At 62.3% G+C, this 17,198-nt stretch carries 19 protein-coding genes; 8 read left to right on the forward strand and 11 right to left on the reverse strand.

The genetic code is table 11. From position 1 onward, the window contains the following. Positions 1-23: 23 nt before the first annotated feature. The 6 genes from AC1DXO_RS13930 to AC1DXO_RS13955 form a co-directional block, all read right to left on the reverse strand. Complete coding sequence (locus AC1DXO_RS13930; protein WP_476978769.1) at positions 24-533, reverse strand: DUF934 domain-containing protein; 510 nt, start codon at positions 531-533, stop codon at positions 24-26. Further along, complete coding sequence (locus tag AC1DXO_RS13935; protein ID WP_476978770.1) at positions 520-2,163, reverse strand: nitrite/sulfite reductase; 1,644 nt, start codon at positions 2,161-2,163, stop codon at positions 520-522. The genes AC1DXO_RS13930 and AC1DXO_RS13935 overlap by 14 nt, the downstream gene beginning before the upstream one ends. 8 nt (positions 2,164-2,171) lie before the next feature. Next, positions 2,172-2,477, reverse strand: coding sequence for a DUF2849 domain-containing protein (locus AC1DXO_RS13940; protein WP_476978771.1), 306 nt, complete (start codon positions 2,475-2,477; stop codon positions 2,172-2,174). Continuing rightward, positions 2,474-3,859: a siroheme synthase CysG gene (gene cysG / locus AC1DXO_RS13945; protein WP_476978772.1), complete on the reverse strand. Its 1,386-nt coding sequence runs from the start codon at positions 3,857-3,859 to the stop codon at positions 2,474-2,476. Before cysG ends, AC1DXO_RS13940 begins: the two co-directional genes overlap by 4 nt. A gap of 163 nt (positions 3,860-4,022) precedes the next feature. Beyond that, positions 4,023-4,370 (reverse strand): GFA family protein, encoded by a 348-nt coding sequence (locus AC1DXO_RS13950; RefSeq protein WP_476978773.1) that lies wholly within the window; start codon positions 4,368-4,370, stop codon positions 4,023-4,025. Positions 4,371-4,448: 78 nt separating this feature from the next. After that, the gene (locus AC1DXO_RS13955) at positions 4,449-4,907 is read right to left on the reverse strand and encodes an SRPBCC family protein (RefSeq protein ID WP_476978774.1); all 459 of its coding nucleotides are present in this window, start codon (positions 4,905-4,907) and stop codon (positions 4,449-4,451) included. Between the two features lie 131 nt (positions 4,908-5,038). Here AC1DXO_RS13955 and AC1DXO_RS13960 point away from each other — a divergent pair, with 131 nt between their 5' ends. Next, the gene (locus tag AC1DXO_RS13960; RefSeq protein WP_476978775.1) at positions 5,039-5,455 is read left to right on the forward strand and encodes a hypothetical protein; all 417 of its coding nucleotides are present in this window, start codon (positions 5,039-5,041) and stop codon (positions 5,453-5,455) included. 80 nt (positions 5,456-5,535) lie between these two features. Beyond that, entirely contained in the window at positions 5,536-5,973 is a 438-nt protein-coding gene (locus tag AC1DXO_RS13965) for a group III truncated hemoglobin (protein ID WP_476978776.1), read from the forward strand. Here AC1DXO_RS13965 and AC1DXO_RS13970 read toward each other — a convergent pair. Together AC1DXO_RS13970 and AC1DXO_RS13975 are read right to left on the reverse strand one after the other, a co-directional pair. Continuing rightward, entirely contained in the window at positions 5,945-6,769 is an 825-nt protein-coding gene (locus AC1DXO_RS13970; RefSeq protein WP_476978777.1) for a transglutaminase-like domain-containing protein, read from the reverse strand. The two genes, AC1DXO_RS13965 and AC1DXO_RS13970, sit on opposite strands and share 29 nt — an antisense overlap. A gap of 8 nt (positions 6,770-6,777) precedes the next feature. Continuing rightward, positions 6,778-7,671, reverse strand: a complete 894-nt coding sequence (locus AC1DXO_RS13975) for a transglutaminase family protein (protein ID WP_476978778.1) — start codon at positions 7,669-7,671, stop codon at positions 6,778-6,780. Between the two features lie 171 nt (positions 7,672-7,842). Here AC1DXO_RS13975 and AC1DXO_RS13980 point away from each other — a divergent pair, with 171 nt between their 5' ends. Continuing rightward, positions 7,843-8,607, forward strand: coding sequence for a hypothetical protein (locus tag AC1DXO_RS13980; protein ID WP_476978779.1), 765 nt, complete (start codon positions 7,843-7,845; stop codon positions 8,605-8,607). Between the two features lie 82 nt (positions 8,608-8,689). Here the strand turns inward: AC1DXO_RS13980 and AC1DXO_RS13985 are convergent, their stop codons facing one another. After that, the gene (locus AC1DXO_RS13985) at positions 8,690-9,793 is read right to left on the reverse strand and encodes an NAD(P)/FAD-dependent oxidoreductase (protein ID WP_476978780.1); all 1,104 of its coding nucleotides are present in this window, start codon (positions 9,791-9,793) and stop codon (positions 8,690-8,692) included. A 78-nt stretch (positions 9,794-9,871) separates the two neighbouring features. Between AC1DXO_RS13985 and gcvA the strand changes: the two genes are divergently transcribed. Continuing rightward, on the forward strand, positions 9,872-10,837 hold the full coding sequence (gcvA, locus tag AC1DXO_RS13990; protein ID WP_476978781.1) for a transcriptional regulator GcvA: 966 nt from the start codon (positions 9,872-9,874) through the stop codon (positions 10,835-10,837). A gap of 356 nt (positions 10,838-11,193) precedes the next feature. On the opposite strand, the gene AC1DXO_RS13995 is transcribed toward gcvA, so the two are convergent. Beyond that, complete coding sequence (locus AC1DXO_RS13995; protein ID WP_476978782.1) at positions 11,194-12,210, reverse strand: cysteine synthase A; 1,017 nt, start codon at positions 12,208-12,210, stop codon at positions 11,194-11,196. Positions 12,211-12,370: 160 nt separating this feature from the next. Between AC1DXO_RS13995 and AC1DXO_RS14000 the strand changes: the two genes are divergently transcribed. From AC1DXO_RS14000 to thrB, 3 genes are all read left to right on the forward strand, one after another. After that, the gene (locus AC1DXO_RS14000) at positions 12,371-12,577 is read left to right on the forward strand and encodes a hypothetical protein (protein ID WP_476978783.1); all 207 of its coding nucleotides are present in this window, start codon (positions 12,371-12,373) and stop codon (positions 12,575-12,577) included. A gap of 81 nt (positions 12,578-12,658) precedes the next feature. Next, positions 12,659-12,928: a GlsB/YeaQ/YmgE family stress response membrane protein gene (locus AC1DXO_RS14005; protein WP_476978784.1), complete on the forward strand. Its 270-nt coding sequence runs from the start codon at positions 12,659-12,661 to the stop codon at positions 12,926-12,928. 123 nt (positions 12,929-13,051) lie between these two features. After that, complete coding sequence (gene thrB, locus AC1DXO_RS14010; protein ID WP_476978785.1) at positions 13,052-14,017, forward strand: homoserine kinase; 966 nt, start codon at positions 13,052-13,054, stop codon at positions 14,015-14,017. A 229-nt stretch (positions 14,018-14,246) separates the two neighbouring features. Here the strand turns inward: thrB and thrC are convergent, their stop codons facing one another. After that, on the reverse strand, positions 14,247-15,623 hold the full coding sequence (gene thrC, locus AC1DXO_RS14015; protein ID WP_476978786.1) for a threonine synthase: 1,377 nt from the start codon (positions 15,621-15,623) through the stop codon (positions 14,247-14,249). A gap of 164 nt (positions 15,624-15,787) precedes the next feature. Between thrC and proB the strand changes: the two genes are divergently transcribed. Further along, positions 15,788-16,921, forward strand: a complete 1,134-nt coding sequence (proB, locus tag AC1DXO_RS14020; protein WP_476978928.1) for a glutamate 5-kinase — start codon at positions 15,788-15,790, stop codon at positions 16,919-16,921. Positions 16,922-17,198: the final 277 nt, after the last annotated feature.

Below are 17,198 nucleotides of genomic sequence, written 5' to 3' on the forward strand. Positions count from 1 at the left end.
GCGTCTTTCACGCGTGGTGTCTTTCAGGCTTGGCGGCGGGCCCAGGCGGGGCTTTGGCTGTCGGCCGCGCCCTGGTAGACAGTGTCAAAGCGCAGGGCGGCTGACTGGATGGCCTGGGCAGGGTCCTTGTCCTTGACGAGGAATTCGTCGAAGCCACAGCGCAGCATGTAGAACAGCTGGTCGCGCAGGACGTCGCCGACGGCGCGGACAATGCCGGTGAACCCTAAGTCTTCGCGCAGTATGCGGGCGGTAGAATAGCCACGGCCGTCGCGGAAGCCCGGGAAGGCGACCTCGATCAGGGTGATCTTTTCCAGGAAGGGCTCGAGCAGGCGGACATCGTCGCCGGGCTTGATGCGGACGCCGTAATGGCCGTTGCGGCCGTCGAGTTCGGCAAGCGCGCGATCGAAGCCCAGCACATAAGGCCCGTCTTCGGTCGTGGTGTCGTCGTCGGCCAGCAGGGTCCAGCCGTCGGGAATGACGTCGCCGTCGCGCGTGACCAGGGTGGGCTCGAAAGAAGAGTTAGGCTGGCTCATGCAGGGCCTCCGCAAAGGTGTCGCGCCCGAGACGCTCCAGGGTATCGATAAAGCGCTCGCTGTCGCTGGTCCGCAGTTCCAGATAGAGCCGGACAACGCGCTCGATGGCGGCGGGGACGGCTTCGGCCGGCAGGCCCTTGCCGGTAATGACACCCAAGGCGGCGCTTTCGTCGGCGCGTCCGCCCAGCAGGATCTGGTAGAATTCGATACCCTGCTTGTCGACGCCGAGGATGCCGATATGACCGACATGGTGGTGACCGCAGGCATTGATGCAGCCCGATATCTTGATCTGCAGGTCGCCGATCTGGTCGGTCAGCTGGGCGTCCTCGAAGCGCTGGGAAATGTCCTGTGCCAGGGGGATGGAGCGGGCATTGGCCAGAGAGCAATAGTCGAGACCCGGACAGACGATCATGTCGGTGATCTTGCCGCCATTGGCCGTCGACAGGTTGACCGCGTCGAGGCGGCTGTACAACGTGTACAGGTCGGCCTTGGCGACGTGCGGCAGGATGATGTTCTGTTCGTGCGAAACGCGCAGTTCGCTGTAGCCATAGGCGTCGGCGACCTCCGCCATCACGTCCATCTGTTCGGATGAGGCGTCGCCGGGCGGCAGGCCGACCGGCTTCAGCGAGATGGTCACCGAGACGTGGTCGTCGCGCTTGTGGGCGTGGGTATTGTTCCTGACCCAGCGGGCAAAGGCGGCGTCAGCCGTTTTGGCGCGTTCGAAGGCGACGCGGTCGAAAGTGCCGGCCTTGAATTCAGGATCAGGGAAGAAGCTGCGGATGCGGTTGATCTCGGCGATCGGGGCGTCGACCTTCGCCTGGTCGAGGCGCTCCCATTCTTCTTCGACCTGCCGCTTATATTCCTCCGGCCCCAGGGCGGCGACCAGGATCTTGATCCGCGCCTTGTAGATGTTGTCGCGGCGGCCATAACGGTTATAGACGCGCAGGCAGGCCTCGAGATAGCTGAGCAGTTGTTCGCCGGGCAGACCGGTGCGGATGCAATGGCCGAGCGAGGGCGTACGGCCCATGCCGCCGCCGACATAGACGTCGAAGCCTTCGGGCTTCAGATGCAGGCCGATATCGTGGACTCGGATGGCGGCGCGGTCCTTCGTGGCGCCGGTGATGGCGATCTTGAACTTGCGTGGCAGGAAGGTGAATTCCGGGTGGTTGCTCGACCACTGGCGGATAACCTCGGCCCACGGGCGCGGGTCGTCATGTTCGTCGAAGGCGGCGCCGGCGAACTGGTCGGTCGTGGTGTTGCGGATGCAGTTGCCCGAGGTCTGCAGGGCGTGCATCTCGACCTCGGCGAGTTCTTCCAGGATCTTCGGCGCGTCGGCCAGCTTGATCCAGTTGAACTGCAGGTTCTGGCGCGTGGTGAAGTGGCCGAAATCGCGGTCATAGGTGCGGGCGATATGGGCCAGGCGACGCATCTGCTGCGACGACAGCACGCCATAGGGCACGGCGATGCGCAGCATATAGGCGTGTAGTTGCAGGTACAGGCCGTTCATCAGGCGCAGCGGCTTGAACTGATCCTCGGTGATCTCACCGGTCAGGCGGCGGGCGACCTGGTCGCTGAATTCCTTGACCCGGTCGCGGACGAAGGCATGGTCGAATTGGTCGTAGACGTACATCTTGGCTCTTAGCTCTCGAAGATATCGGCGCGGCCATGGGCCTGTGAAATGGCATCGGCGGTCTGGCCGATGGTTGGGCCGTTGGCGCGAACGAATTCGCGCACATGCTCGCGCTGGACCGGCGTGCCGTTCGGATTGAGCGGGATCAGATAGGGCGCCACGACAACAGTCTCGCGGCCCTTCCATTCCAGCAGAAGAGCGTCAGCACGATCGTCGTCGAGCTGGACGGCTTTAGCGCCGTCCTCGGTCCAGCCGTCCTGGCCGAACCATAACGTAATGCCATCGGTCAACCGGTTGGCGGTGAGCAGTTTCATAGGTCTACCTTTACGGCGGCTTCGATCAGGCGGTCGGCAGCATAGAGGCCGGCGACTTCGCCGATGATCAGCAGGGCAGGCCCCGCGGGTGGGTTGTTGGCGATGGTGGCTTCCAGCGTCCCCAGGGTGGCGGGGATGCGGCGTTCATTGGCGCGGGTGCCGTTTTCGATGATCAGCACCGGCGTATCAGGCAGGCGGCCGTGACGCGTCAGCTTGGTGGCGATCTCGCTGGCCGTGGCGACGCCCATATAGACGACCAGGGTGTGATGCGGCGCCGACAGGGCGGACCAGTCGAGCATCAGCGGATTGCCGTGGTCGCCTTCTTTCGAATGGCCGGTAATGAAGGTGACGCTTTGGGCGTGGTCACGATGGGTCAGGGGCACGCCGGCGGTAGCGGCGCAACCCAGCGCCGCGGTAATGCCCGGTGTGACGTGAACCTCGATGCCGGCTTCGCGCAGGGCTTCGACCTCTTCGCCGCCGCGGCCGAAGACGAAGGGATCGCCGCCCTTTAGACGCACGACACGCTTGCCGAGGCGCGCCTGTTCGACCAGCAGCTCGTGGATCTGGTCCTGCGGCACCGAATGGTTGGAGCGTGCCTTGCCGACATAGAAGCGTTCGGAGTCGCGACGAGCCAGGTCCATGATGGCGTCGCCGACCAGGCGGTCATAGACAATGACATCGGCCTCGCCGAGCAGGCGCAGGGCTTTCAGCGTCAGCAATTCAGGATCGCCAGGGCCGGCACCGACCAGGTGGACGACACCCGTACGCGGACCTTGATTGAGGTTGAGCGCGGCCGTGACCGCGTCCTCGATCTTGCCGGAACGCGCCAGTTCGACGGCGGAAGACTTCAGGATGTCTTCCCAGGCGCGGCGGCGGTCGTCGACATTGGGGTAGAGATCGCGCAGGCGCGGGCTGAGACGTTCGGCGAATTCGGCCACCTGGGCATCGGACGGCGGAATGGCGGCCTCGATCTTGGTGCGGGTCTCGCGCGCCAGCACGGGTGCGACCCCGCCGGTAGCGACGCCGATGCTCAAGGCGCCGCGATCAATGATGGCCGGGAAATGAAAATCGCTGAGGTCGGGATAGTCGACAACGTTCAGCGGCGCACGCGCTTGACGCGCCAGGGTGGCGCCCTGTTCGGCCAGGGCACGATCTTCGAAGGCAACGACAATCAGGGCTGCGTCGGCGAGGTCTGCGGGCTCCGGCCAGCGGACATGGACGGTGGCCTGGGCTTCGATACGGGTAGGTTCTGTCGGTGTGAAAACAATGAGTTCCGCCGGGGTGCGGGCCAGGAGCGATACCTTGCGCACAAGCCATGCGCCAGCGCCGATCAATACGACGCGGCGACCTTGCAACGGCCAGGAAAGGGGCAGGGCATTCATCAGACTTCACTCGGACAGGCGCTTTTCCGTAGTGTCTAGATAGGATTTCGTCGGTCAGAATGAAAGCGATGGTTTGTAGCGGGTGGATTTAGGCGCACTAATGAAGGCAATAGTGACGCCTCATGTTTATCCAAAAAGTGGCAACCACTTTTTGGCATGAGGCTTAATGATGCGCCCCATCCCAGTGGGTAACCTTCAGTGCATCCGGGTCGATATCGGTGACACAGCGGAGATTAATCGCCACCATGGCCGATCCGTCGGATTTCTTGCCTTCCGAGAATGGCGCGATGCCGCAGGTATTGCAGAAATGGTGCGACAGGACGTGCTTATTGAAGGTGTAGGTCGACAGCGCGTTGCGGTCGGTCTTCAGGTTGAAGTCGTCAGCCGGGACAAAGGCGAGCAGGCTGCCGCGCCGCCGGCACATGGAACAGTTGCAGGCCATTCCCTCGCTGAAGTCGCCCTCGACCTCGAAAGCGATCTTGTCGCAGTGGCAGCTGCCCATATGTAGCATGCGAATCTCCCTTTGACCGGGAGGTTAGGTTTGGCGCTGTAAGGAAACAATGTGTGGGGCCGCGTGCTGCGTACCACGTCAGGCGAGCCGCCGCCGGATGCCCTCGAGGCCCCAGGCCATGACCTTGTCATGGTTCCACGCAAAGACCGGACGCAGAATGGGCGACATCAGGCGCATCCACGGTTTGGTGACCTTGACGATCCAGTCGTAGCGGACATGGGTGACGCCGTCGCGTTCCGACAGCGTCCAGCGGCCGAGACCGTCCAGTTCGCCAAAGGCTTCGCCCTCGATCAGGGTCATGGGCTCGACCCGGATGGTGCGCATGTCGAAGCTCAACTCATAGGGCAGGGCGGTACGCCAGGTCATGCGGCGGACGGCGCCGATGCCGTTGCTGTCGCCTGGCTGGATAAGTTCGACCGATTTGACGGCGCGCCACCATTGCGGCAGGTCCTCGACCTTGATCAGGAGGTCCCAAACGCGGCCGAGCGGCGCGTCCAGCTGCCAGTGTGTGATGAGATGAAAATCCTGTGCGGACATGAATGCCTCCCGAAACGGCTTGTTTACAGTTCGACATGTATTTTGGATCACCTGCAACGACAGATTGACCCCTTATGATTTGAGCCGTAATATGACGGTTACAAGACTATAAAAAGCGGGCGGATACTACCATGCGCGCAGACACCATACAGATCGAGGTCAGACCGACGGAACACTATATCCACATCCTTCTCAAGGGTGTGGTCGATACGGAAGAGCTTGTGCGTCGGCTGACCCGGACCTATGCCGCCCTTCCCGATCCGTGGCTCTACGATCAGTTGCATGATGTCCGTGCCCTGATCAATGTCTTTACCCACAAGAACTTTCTCGCCATTTCGCAGATGTGGGACGATATCGCGGCCAATTACCGCAAACTGCGCTTCGCCGTTGTGACCACCGATCCGTTTCGCCTTGAACGGACGCGCGTATTTGCACCCCAATACCAGAATATGGAGACCCTTGCCTTTCCGACGGTCGAACTGGCGGCACAATGGCTGGCCAGTGACGCGTCCGGGCCCATGGTTCTGACGGCGTCGACGGGTCAATAGCCGGGTCGTTCTGTCGCATGCAGCGCGGCTTGCGGATTTCGCGGCGGGCCCTCATTTACGGGTCAGCGGAGTAGCCACCCTTGACCTCACACACCACCCCACAAACTTCGACCGGTGCCCTTGCGGCGCGCCAGAAGATTCGTGACGACGCGGCGGCTATCGGCATCGATGAAGCTTTCATTTCGCGCCTGGTGGAGGAATTCTATGACCGGGTACGCCGGCATGAGCGGCTGGGACCTATGTTCGACGGCGTTGTGACCGACTGGCCGGAGCATCTCGACAAGCTGAAAGCCTTCTGGGCGTCGGTGGCGCTGAATGCAGGGACCTATTCCGGCCGGCCCATGCAGGCGCATATGCGTGTGCCGGCGATCGAACCGGCGCATTTCGGCGAGTGGCTGTATCTGTTCGAGCAGACCCTGCGCGACCTGGCGCCCGACGAGGCGGCGGTCGACTATTTCATGGTACGGGCCAGCCGGATCGGCGAAAGCTTCAAACTTGGGCTGTTTTATCGTCCGTGATCTCGTCGGTTATGACCTTGAACTCGACCAGGGTGGCCGGACCGAATTGGGTCGAGATCGCGACGTCTGTGGCGTCGCGGCCGACGGCCATCAGGATGCGGCCGATACGTGGATGATTGTGGCGGGCATCGGCCGTGTACCAATGGCCGCCGAGATAGACTTCGAACCAGCCTGAAAAATCCATCTCACCCTCGACGGGGACACCGATATCGCCGAGATAGCCCGTGCAGTAGCGCGCGGGGATATTCATGCAGCGACACAGGGTCAGGGCCAGGTGGGCAAAGTCGCGGCAGACACCAACCTGCTGAGTATAGCCCTCGAAGGCGCTGCGCGTGCGGTCGGCCAACTGGTAGTCGAAGCGGATACGGTTGTGGGCGAAGTCGAGAATGGCCTGGACGCGTGGCCAGCCCGGCGCCGTCTTGCCAAACAGGTTCCAGGCGATATCGGACAGCTTGTCGGTTTCGCAGTAGCGCGACCCCAGCAGGAAGACGAGCACATCGTCGGGCAGGTCGCGGATATCGTGCTGGACAGCGTCGAACGGCACATGGTCGGGGACGCCGTCGTCATAGATATCGAACTGGGTCGCGATGGTGGTCCGGCCGGCCGGCGCGGTGATCCGGGTACAGATATTGCCGAAGCTGTCGGCATAGTCCCAGGCCTGGACGCTATTTGAAAAGGTCAGGGTTTGCGGTGTCAGCAGGTCCTGCCGCCGTGAGCGATGGATGTTGAGACATAACAGCATCGGTGTCGGCTGCGGGCAATCGAAGGTGAGGGAGTAGCCGGCCCGGATTTGCATGTAGGTCCTTAGGTATAGGTGGTTGGGGGGGCGGTTTCGACCGATGTGACATTAACCTGAACGGTCATGCCTAAAGAGTCGATGCGGGAGCCTGTATGGCTGCCCCATAAAGGAACAGCCTGGTGCGGATCGCGTGTGACGCCGACGCGGATCAGGTCGCGATTGCCGATAATGCCGTTGGTCGGGTCGAATTCGAGCCAGCCGGCGCCCGGTACGAAGACCTGGACCCAGGCATGGGTGGCGCCGCCGCCCTGCCACATTTCGCCGTCGCGCAGGGGGGAATAGATATAGCCGGTGACGAAGCGGGCGGCGAGGCCCAGCGAGCGCGCTGCTTCCATCATCAGCAGGGCAAAGTCGCGGCAGGTACCGCTTTTCGAATACAACGTCATCTCGGGCGTCTGCGTGCCGGGGCTGGTGCGGCCGATATATTTGAACTCCTGCTTGACCGCATGGGTCATGGTCTCCAGCATCCTGCCCGTATCGGTCGGACCAGCCGCTTGCGTAAAGCGGCGCGCCCAGGTTTGGGTGACGTCGTCGGGATACTGGCGCCGGATGGACGGCAACAGGTCGGGCAGGTCCTCCTGGTCATAGTCGAAGGGCCAGGTCTGGGCGTCCTGATCGGCGCGGAAATGCGGCCCCAACTGCGGCGTATGGTCGAGGGTGATGTTGGTCTCGAAGCGCAGGAAGTCGGATTCAGTGTCGAAATCAGCGACAGCGACGCAGTTGCCGAACGCGTCGTGAATCCAGAACAGGTCGGACGGGACGGGCAGGATGATCAGTGACGATTCGAGCAGGTGCTGGTCGTAGCTGTCGCGTGGCCGGAACATCAGGCGGTGCTGGCCGAAGCCGACGGGACGGCGATAGCTGTAGGTGGTTACATGGTGTACGCGCAGGATCGTCATTCCGCATCCCTTACCATGGTTCGGCCCAGACGAAACCAAAGATACGGAACCTAAGAAGCCCAGCGTCAGCGAAACGTTGTTTTCGTCTGGGCAAATGCAAATTATATAGTATACGAATTTAGGGTCGGGTATTGCGGCCGGATTTGCGGGAGGTCAGTCGTGACAGGTTTCATGTCCAGGCGCGGGAGTCTGGCGGGGTTGGTGGCCTTGTCGCTGTTCGGCGCCGGCAGTTTGCGGGCGCAGACCAATCCACTGCTGCCTGACGACGACACCCAGGTCGTAACGGTGACAAAGACCGGCAGTCTCAGGGATTTTGCCGCCGCGGCCGGTTATGACGGGGCGTCGCCGGCGAATATCGCCTTCGTCGTGCCGACCGATACCGTCATCATGGGTCTCTCCGGCGGCCGGTCGGGACTCGATACCGGTAAATGGCCCGACGGGTCGCGTCTGTGGCTGACCATCGACGGCAATGTCTTTGGCGGGGGCGGTAACGGCGGCGATGGCGGTGAAGTGCCTGGACCGAGCGAAGGCGGCAAGGGGGGCGCGGGTGTCTATGTCCAGGCGCCGATCACCATCGTCATCACGGCCAACGGTTCGCTGAAGGGCGGCGGCGGGGGAGGCGGCGGTGGGCCGGGGGGCGGTACCGGTGGAAGTGGCGGCGGTGGCGGCTTCCCGAACGGTCTGCCCGGTGAAGCGGGTAGCGGCACGGCGGTTGCCGATTCCTTTGCCCGCTTCAGCGAGCGGGGACGTAATGGCACGCCGGGTGGTGGTGGCACCGGTGGCGCGACGGGCAACCCTGGGGGCAATGGCGGAAATGCTGGCTTGCCGGGTGAGAACGCTGGCCGCATCGGCGGCGCGGCGGGCAATGCCGTACAAAAGAACGGAAATGCGGTCGTGGTGCTGAACTATGGGCAGATCTATGGCGAGATTTTTTAGCAAAAGCGCCTCTCCGTCGCTGACGAAGAAGCGCTGTTAGGTAACGGGGTGTGGGGTCTGCGACCCCACGTCTTCCCTTCTTTTATTTGACCCCCAGCTTCTTTTGCAGGTCGCTGCTCGACGTCGTATATTGGAAGCGCAGCTTGCGGTCCGGGTGGACATAGGCGTGGGCCTTTTGCGCCATCAGGGCGGCTTCGTGGAAGCCCGACAGGATCAGCTTCAGCTTGCCGGGATACCAGTTGATATCGCCGATAGCGAAGATGCCCGGGGTCGAGGTCTCGAACTTTTCCGTATCCACGGGGATCAGGTTTTCGTGCAGGTTGAGGCCGAATTCGGCCACCGGACCCAGCTTCATGGTCAGGCCGAAGAAGGGCAGGAAGGCGTCGGCCGGCAGGTAGGATTCCTTGCCCTCGGAATCTTCGATATGGACGGATTCAAGGTTGCGGCCGGTTTCGCCTTTCAGCGCTACGGCCTGGGCGATGACCAGGTCCATCTCACCGGCGGCGACCAGTTCGCGCATCTTGGCGACCGAATGCGGCGCGGCGCGGAAGTCGTCGCGGCGATGGATCAGGGTCACGCGCTTGGCGATGGGTTGCAGGTTCAGCGTCCAGTCGAGCGCCGAATCGCCGCCGCCGGAAATGACGATCGTCTTGTCGCGGAAGGCTTCCATCTTGCGCACGGCATAGTGGACGCCGAGGCCGGCGCCAATGTTCTCGAAGCCGTCAATGCCGGGAATGGGCGGCTTTTTCGGCTGGAACGACCCGCCGCCAGCGGCGATAACGATCGCCTTGGCGCGGATGACCGTCTTCTGGTCGGTGGTTAACTCCCAAAGACCGGCGTCGGGCTCGTCCTCACCGATCTTGCGGATGGCGACGGCCATTTCGCCGAGATGGTACTTGGCGCCGAAGGGAGCGATCTGTTCCAGCAGGCGATGGGTCAGGTCCTGGCCTGAAATGATCGGCCAGGCCGGGATGTCGTAGATCGGCTTTTCGGGATAGAGCTCGGCGCACTGGCCGCCGACCTTGTCGAGAATGTCGACCAGATGGCATTTGATATCGAGCAGTCCCAGTTCGAAGACGCTGAACAGGCCGACGGGGCCGGCGCCGATCACGACCACATCCGTCGTCCAGGTTTCGCCGGCTTCCAGCGACTCGACGTGGTGTAGTGGGTTGGCATCTTGGGTCATTATTTGTCTCCGGATAGTTTTCTTAAACCGAGAACCGTTATAGAAGGGCGCTCGCACTGGTTCAGGTTAGGTTGGGTTATGTCTCGTGATCGTTTGCCGCCTCTGTCGGCGCTTCGGGTTTTCGAAGCGGCCGCGCGGCACGAAAGTTTCAAGCAGGCGGCGGAAGAGCTGTTCGTCACGCCCGGCGCGGTGTCGCAGCAGATCCGTCTTCTGGAAGAACATGTCGGCGTCGAGCTGTTCGTGCGCGACGGCCGGCGTGTGGTGCTGTCCGATGCCGGTAAGGCGTCGGCCCAGATCCTGAAGGAAGCCTTCGAAAAAATGTTCGAGGCGACGCGGCTGATGAAGTCCGGCACCCAGAAGGGCCGCGTCACCGTGTCCGCCGCGCCCAGCTTCGCCGCCAAGTGGCTGATGCCGCGGCTGTATGAGTTTAGCGCCGCTAACGAAGACATCGACGTCTGGGTCAGCGCCGACATGGCGCCGGTCGACTTCGCCGTATCGGACATTGATCTGGCTGTTCGCTATGGCAACGGCCATTATAACGGGCTGCATGTCGAGCACCTGCTGACCGAAGCCGTTGTGCCGGTGTGCTCGCCTTTGTTGTTCGAAGCCGCGCCGATGCGCAAGCCGGGCGACCTGGCGCACCACGTGCTTCTGCACGATGTCGGCGCCGAAACCGATCCGTCCTGCCCCGACTGGGCCATGTGGCTGAAGGCCCATGGCGTCGAAGGCGTCGATGCGACGCGCGGGCCGCGCTTCAACCAGAGCTCCATGGTCATCGAGGCGGCGGTGGCCGGTCGCGGTGTCGCCCTGGCCAAGCGCACGATTGCCGAGGCGGATTTGCAGGCCGGCCGTTTGCAGGTGCTGTTCGACGAGAAGGACAAGCCGCTCGACTATGGATATTTCCTGGTCTGGCCGCAGTCGCGCGACCCCAGTGCGGCGCAGCTGCGCTTCATGGACTGGCTGCGCGGACAGGCCAGGGCCAGCGTTGAGGCTGCACCGGGCGACGTTGCGGAACGTCCAGTTTTTGCGGCTCAGGATATTTAGCAACTGAACGCTGGCGTATGTTGGGCCGTCGGAAGCCCCCCCACCGTCACGGCTTACGCGCTGAAGAAGCGCGAGCGCCGCGCCACCTCCCCCGCTCGGCGGGGGAGTATATGAAAGTAAAGACTGATACCGCCCCGTGTTGGCTGCCGCCGTGGCCGGGGCGGGGGACCGCCCAAGACATTGCGTAGCGTAGCGCAGCTTTGGCGAAGGGTGTGCCTGCCGGCGAGGCTGGTGGGGGCCTTCCCGTCGTTCCGTTACACACTCAGGCAGAGCCAATACATGTGCGTCCCCTAGCCGCGTGGCGGCGGAGTATAACGAAGGTCGCGCTCGCTGATGTTGGCGAAGCAAATACACGATCAGGCAACAGCCTCCGGCGCGGGGTACCACGGTGGGGTCGGCAGGTTCTTTTCCGCCAAAAAGGCCGGGTTGAAAATCTTCGAGGCGTAACGGTTGCCGTAGTCGCACAGCACGGTGACGATGGTCTTGCCGGGACCCAGGTCCTTCGCCATCTTCATGGCCGCGACGACGTTCAGCGCCGACGAGGTGCCAAGGCACAGGCCTTCCTCCTCGATCATCTTGTAGAGCACGGGCAGCCATTCCTCATCCGCCACGCGATAGGAACGGTCGATGGTGACGCCTTCCAGATTGGCGGTGATGCGGCCCTGGCCGATGCCTTCGGTGATCGAGGAGCCCTCCGACTTCAGTTCGCCGGTGGTGTAGTAGCTGTACAGCGCCGCACCGTAGGGGTCGGCCAGGCCGATCTGGATGTCGGGGTTCTGAGCTTTGAAATAGAGGCTCAGGCCGCCCAGCGTCCCGCCCGAACCGACGGCGCAGATAAAGGCGTCGAGCTTGCCACCCGGAATCTCGGCGATCTGGGCCAGGATCTCCGGGCCCGTGCCGTCGATATGCGCCTGACGGTTGGCGACATTATCGAACTGGTTGGCCCACACGGCGCCCAGTTCCTGCGCCAGGGTGCCGGAATAGCGGACATAGTTGCCGGGATTGGCATAGGGCAGGGCGTCGACCTCGATCAACTGGGCGCCCAGCTGGCGAATGGCGTCCTTCTTTTCCTGGGCCTGGGTGCGTGGAATGACGATGACGCACTTGTAGCCCAGCGCATTGGCGACCATGGCCAGGCCGATGCCGGTATTGCCAGCCGTCCCCTCGACAATGGTGCCGCCGGGCTTGAGATTGCCCTTGGCCTCGTGGTCGCGGATGATCCACAGGGCGGCGCGATCCTTGATCGACTGGCCCGGATTGAGGAATTCGGCCTTGCCGTAGATCTCGCAGCCCGTCGCATCGGAAGCGCCCTTCAGGCGGATCAGCGGTGTATTGCCGATCAGATTGACGACGGAAGAGACGGTTTTGGCCATGACAGCATTCCCTTATAAGGTCGCGTTTGCTATCAAATATGGCTTCGCAACCCAAGCGATGGATTCTAATGGCGCGATTTAGCGCATCTCGCCCCAAAAACAACCACATCGTCTTTTTATTATCGGCTGGTTAGGTTGGGCGATCTGTGAGGAGAGGGTTATGGTGGTTGTCGGAATCGTTGCGGGGGTACTCGGTGCCTTTGCCCTGGGTGTCGTGGTCTATGCCGCCGTACGCAGCAAGGCCTCGGGCAGCAGCCTGTGGGATGAGGTCAGCGGCCTGGGGTTCGACGTTTTCTTCGGCTTTGTGACCTCGTGGCTGGGCGGCGGTATCGCCCGCCGGATTATCGCCCGCAAGGTGCGCGCCTGATTAAATAAGGGCCGCCGCCGCATCGTACCTTTATCGGCAGAAGGCTATGGTTAATTTTTAACCTGTTCGGGAAAAATTACCATGCACGATTTCCAAACCATCCATGTCGAAGGCCTGTTGTTGATGCTGATTGTCGGCATTGTCGCCGGCTGGCTGGCCCATCTTATCGCCGGCGGACGTGGCAGCCTGGTCGGCAACCTGATCGTCGGCCTGCTGGGCTCCGTGGTCGGCGGCTTTCTGGCCAACTATTTCGGCATCGCCTTTTACGGTATCGGCGGCGCTATTATCGTCTCGACCATCGGCGCACTTCTTCTGCTCGCCGTATTCGGTCTGGTGCGACGCAACGCCTAAGTGGAAAGCAAGGCCCGGGTAACGCCACCCGGACTTTGATAATTGCTCTGAAACAACCTCGACCTATTGTGTGCGCTTCGCTATAGCCACCGGGTCGAGGTTTTTTTCGGAGTCGCAGGCTGCATGGCCGTTTTCACACCCGTTTCGGATGACGATGCCCGTGCCTATCTCGGCGCCTACGATATCGGTGAGCTGATCCACCTCGAAGGCATCGAGGAGGGCGTTTCCAACACAAATTTCAAGGTCGAGACGACGACGGGGCTCTATGCCCTGACCCTGTTCGAGGCAGCGACGCCTGAAGACGGCCTGCCGTGGTTCATGGACTATACCCTGTATCTCGATCGCCAGGGCTATCCGGCGCCGGGCCCGGCCTTGAAACGCGACGGGTCATCGTTGGGCAAGATCAATGGCAAGTCCTGCGCCCTGATCAAGTGGCTGCCCGGTCGCTGGCCGCGCAACCCGGATGTGCGTCACGCTGCCTCGGCCGGGGAATATCTGGCGCGACTGCATCTGGTAGGCGGTGATTTCGCGCAAGTCCGCCCAAACAGCATGGGCATTGCCGCCTGGCCGGGGCTGATCGAACGTTGCGAGCCCAAGGCCAGCGCCTCGGTGCGGGCAGAAGCTATCCTTGATGATTTCCGCGCCGAACTGGCGTTTCTGCGGAGCAAGTGGCCCTCCAACCTACCCAGGGGCGCTATCCATGCCGACTATTTCACCGACAATGTGCTGATGAACGAAGACGGTCAGGTCACCGGCGTCATCGACTACTATTATGCCTGCACCGACTTTTACGCCTATGATCTGGCCGTGGCGCTCAATGCCTGGGGTTTTACGCCCGGAGGCCAGGCCATGCCGGCAATGATCAAGGCCTTCGCCAGGGCCTATCACGCGGTGCGGCCACTATCCGATGGCGAGATCGCCGCCCTGCCGCTATTCGCGCGCGGTTCGGCGGTACGATTCACACTGACGCGGCTGTACGACCTGTTGAACCACGATCCGTCATGGGTGGTGAAGCCCAAGGACCCGGAAGCCTTTTACCGCCGGCTCGACTATCACCGCGATGTGGTGTCGGGCTCGGACTATTTCTGAAAACGTGTAGCGTTAGTCAAAGAATTTAGCCACGGATGTCACGGATGATGCGCTAAGCGCATCTACACGGATGTTCCGGGCAACTGGGCCTTCGATGCGGGGCGGCTTCGGTCTGTCAAGCGCTGCGCGCTATCGCGACATGACCGCTGAGGTAGGATGTGAACATGAAATCCGTGTCGCATCTTCCTGCGATCCGTGACATCCGTGGCTAAAACCCTTTCTTGACCCGTTACTGGGCGAAGGCCTTGACGGCCGCCAGCGCCTGGGCGTGGTCGTTGGGGATGGCAGTGATGGTTTCCTTCAGGCCGTACAGCTTCTGGATGGCTTCGGGGACCTCCGGAGCAAAGCCCAGGGCCCGGGTTACGAAATCCGGGAACTTGGCCGGATGAGCGGTGGCCAGGGCGATCTGCGGACCGGAGCCCTTGCGCTTGAGCGCTGCGCCGACCGCCACCGCGGTATGCGGGCAGATGACCTTGTTCCAATGCTTCCAGGCATAGGAGATGGTGGCCTTTGTCTCGCCCTCGGAAATGGTCGAGGCCGAGACCTGGATCAGGCAGGCGGCCTGAAGCTCGCCGGCCAGGCGGACCTCACCGCGCGAGGCGAAAGTGTCGAAAAAGGCCCTTGTGCCGGCGGCGTTGCGACCCGAAGCTTCGAACAGCAGGCGTTCGAAGTTCGACGGCGCCTGGACGTCCATGCTGACGCTGGCCGTTTCCACGGCCTGGCGGCGGACATATTTGCCGTCATTCAGCGCCTGGCTAAGCGCGTCATTGTTGTTCACGGCGGCGTGCAGCGGTCCGATATTGCCGCCGATGCGTCGCGCCACCCAACCCGCGAAGGCGTCACCAAAATTGCCGGTCGGTACGACAAAGGCCGGGCGTTCGGCGCCCGAGGTGGCACTGGCGGCGAGATAATAGGGCACCTGGCCCAGCAGTCGGCCCCAGTTGATCGAATTGACCGACGAGATCAGCCCCTGTTCCTTCAGAGACGGTTCACCCAGCAGGGACTTGACGATGCGTTGGCAGTCGTCGAAATCGCCTTCGACGCCGATATTGAGGATGTTATCGGCCTCGACCGTGGTCATCTGCAGGCGCTGGACCGGCGAGACGCGGCCGAGCGGATGGAAGACCACCAGACGCACGCGCTTCGAACCGGCAAAGGCGCGGACGGCGGCCGCACCCGTATCGCCCGAGGTGGCGGTGACCAGGGTCAGGCGCTCGCCCGTTTGCGCCAGGGCAGCGTCGGTCAGCGGGGCCATCATCTGCATGGCCATGTCTTTGAAGGCGAGCGTCGGGCCGTGATACAGTTCGAGCAGCCAGAGATTATCCTCCAACTGGGTCAGCGGTGTATGACCGTCTCGCAGAAAGGCTGCCTTGGTTTTTTCGGCGGCCGCAGCCACGGCCTCAGCCCCAAGGACGTCGACGCCGAACAGGTTGAGCAGCTTCGAGGTCAGGTCGCCGTAGTCGCCGGCCGCCGCCGTCGCGAGATTAAAATCGGGGCTCGGATAGGTGGCCGGCACGTACAGTCCGCCGTCCGGCGCCAGTCCGTCCAGCAGGGCGCCGGCGAAGCTCTTGTCTCCGGAAAATCCACGCGTACCGATGTAGTTCATTTTGTTACCATTTTTGAGCTCATTTCTGAGCGATGTGTTGCGGCTTGCCCGATATCGGCTTATCCGCTAAATGCCCGCGAGTTGTGTTGCGCGCCCTAACATTTTCAGACCCTGAGATAAAGACCCCGATGAGCGACCGCGCGACTATTTCCGCCCTTCCCAACATGCTGTTGCCCGATGTTCTGATGACCGCGAAGCGCATCACCATCAAGGTCGGGTCCAGCCTGATCATCGATCCGGTCACGGGGATTGCCAATTCTGCCTGGATGGCCGGACTGGCCGCCGATATCGCCGCGCTGAGAGCGCAGGGCAAGGCGGTCATGCTGGTGACGTCGGGGGCGGTGGGCCTGGGGCGGCGTTATCTCGGCCTCACCCGGACCAGGCTGAAGCTGAACGAGAAACAAGCCGCCGCCGCCGCCGGTCAACCCCGGCTGATGAGCGCCTGGGAAGACGCTTTCCACACGGCGGGCCTGAAAACGGCGCAGGTCCTGCTGACGCGCGAGGATACCGAAAAGCGGCGGCGCTGGTTGAACGCGCGGGCGACGATCGAAACCCTGTTCGACCTCGGCTGCGTGCCGATCGTCAATGAAAATGATACCGTGGTGACCGAGGAAATCCGTTATGGCGACAACGATCGCCTGGCGGCACGGGCGGCGCAACTGGTGCGTTGCGAGGCCTTGGTCCTGCTGTCGGATATCGATGGCCTCTATACGGATGATCCGCGCCGCGACCCCAAGGCCCAGCATATCCCCGTGGTCGAGCGGCTGGATGCCCGCATCGAGGCCATGGCGGGCGGCGCCAATGCCCAGGCAGGAGTCGGCACGGGTGGCATGGCGACCAAGATCGCAGCGGCCAGGATCGCTGGTTCCGCCGGATGCGCGACCCTGATCGCCTATGGCCTGGTCAACCGGCCCCTGTCCTCCTTGAGCGGGCCGCAGGCGGCGAAATATACCCTGATCAAGCCTCAGGCGTCGCTGGGTGCGGCCTATAAAGCGTGGATCGCCGGGACGGTGGTGCCGGCCGGCAGGCTGATGCTGGATGAGGGCGCCGTGCGGGCGCTGCATAACGGGAAATCTCTGCTGCCGTCGGGGATTGTCGAGGTCATGGGCAGTTTCGAAAAGGGCGATACGGTGTCGATCACCTCGCCGGCCGGTATCGAGGTAGCGCGCGGCATCGTCAGCTACAATGCCGAGGATATCCGCCAGATTCGCGGCAGAATCAGCAAGGATATCGAGTCCCTTTTGGGCTATACGATGGGGGATGAGGTGATCCATCGCGACGACATGGTTCTGGTGTGAAAACGCGCCCTGGCGGTCTGCAAACCGTCATCTCGTTGCGATACGGTGCTCACGTACTTGAGTACGCTCCGCTCCGTTTCTCACGAGCTAACGATTTTGGCTTCGCCGAACGTTGTTTCGACTCACCATGCCGCGTTTTCGGCCGGAGTTTTCGTAAGAGGAGGTCGATCCCGCGACTTCAACGCCAATTTTGAACACGTTAGATTGTGCCAGGCCGGCTAAGTTTACCGCCAGAAGATGATGATTTCGGCTGAAACGGTCGCCTTTTTTCGCGGGT

The organism is Asticcacaulis sp. P2_C5 (assembly GCF_056404555.1).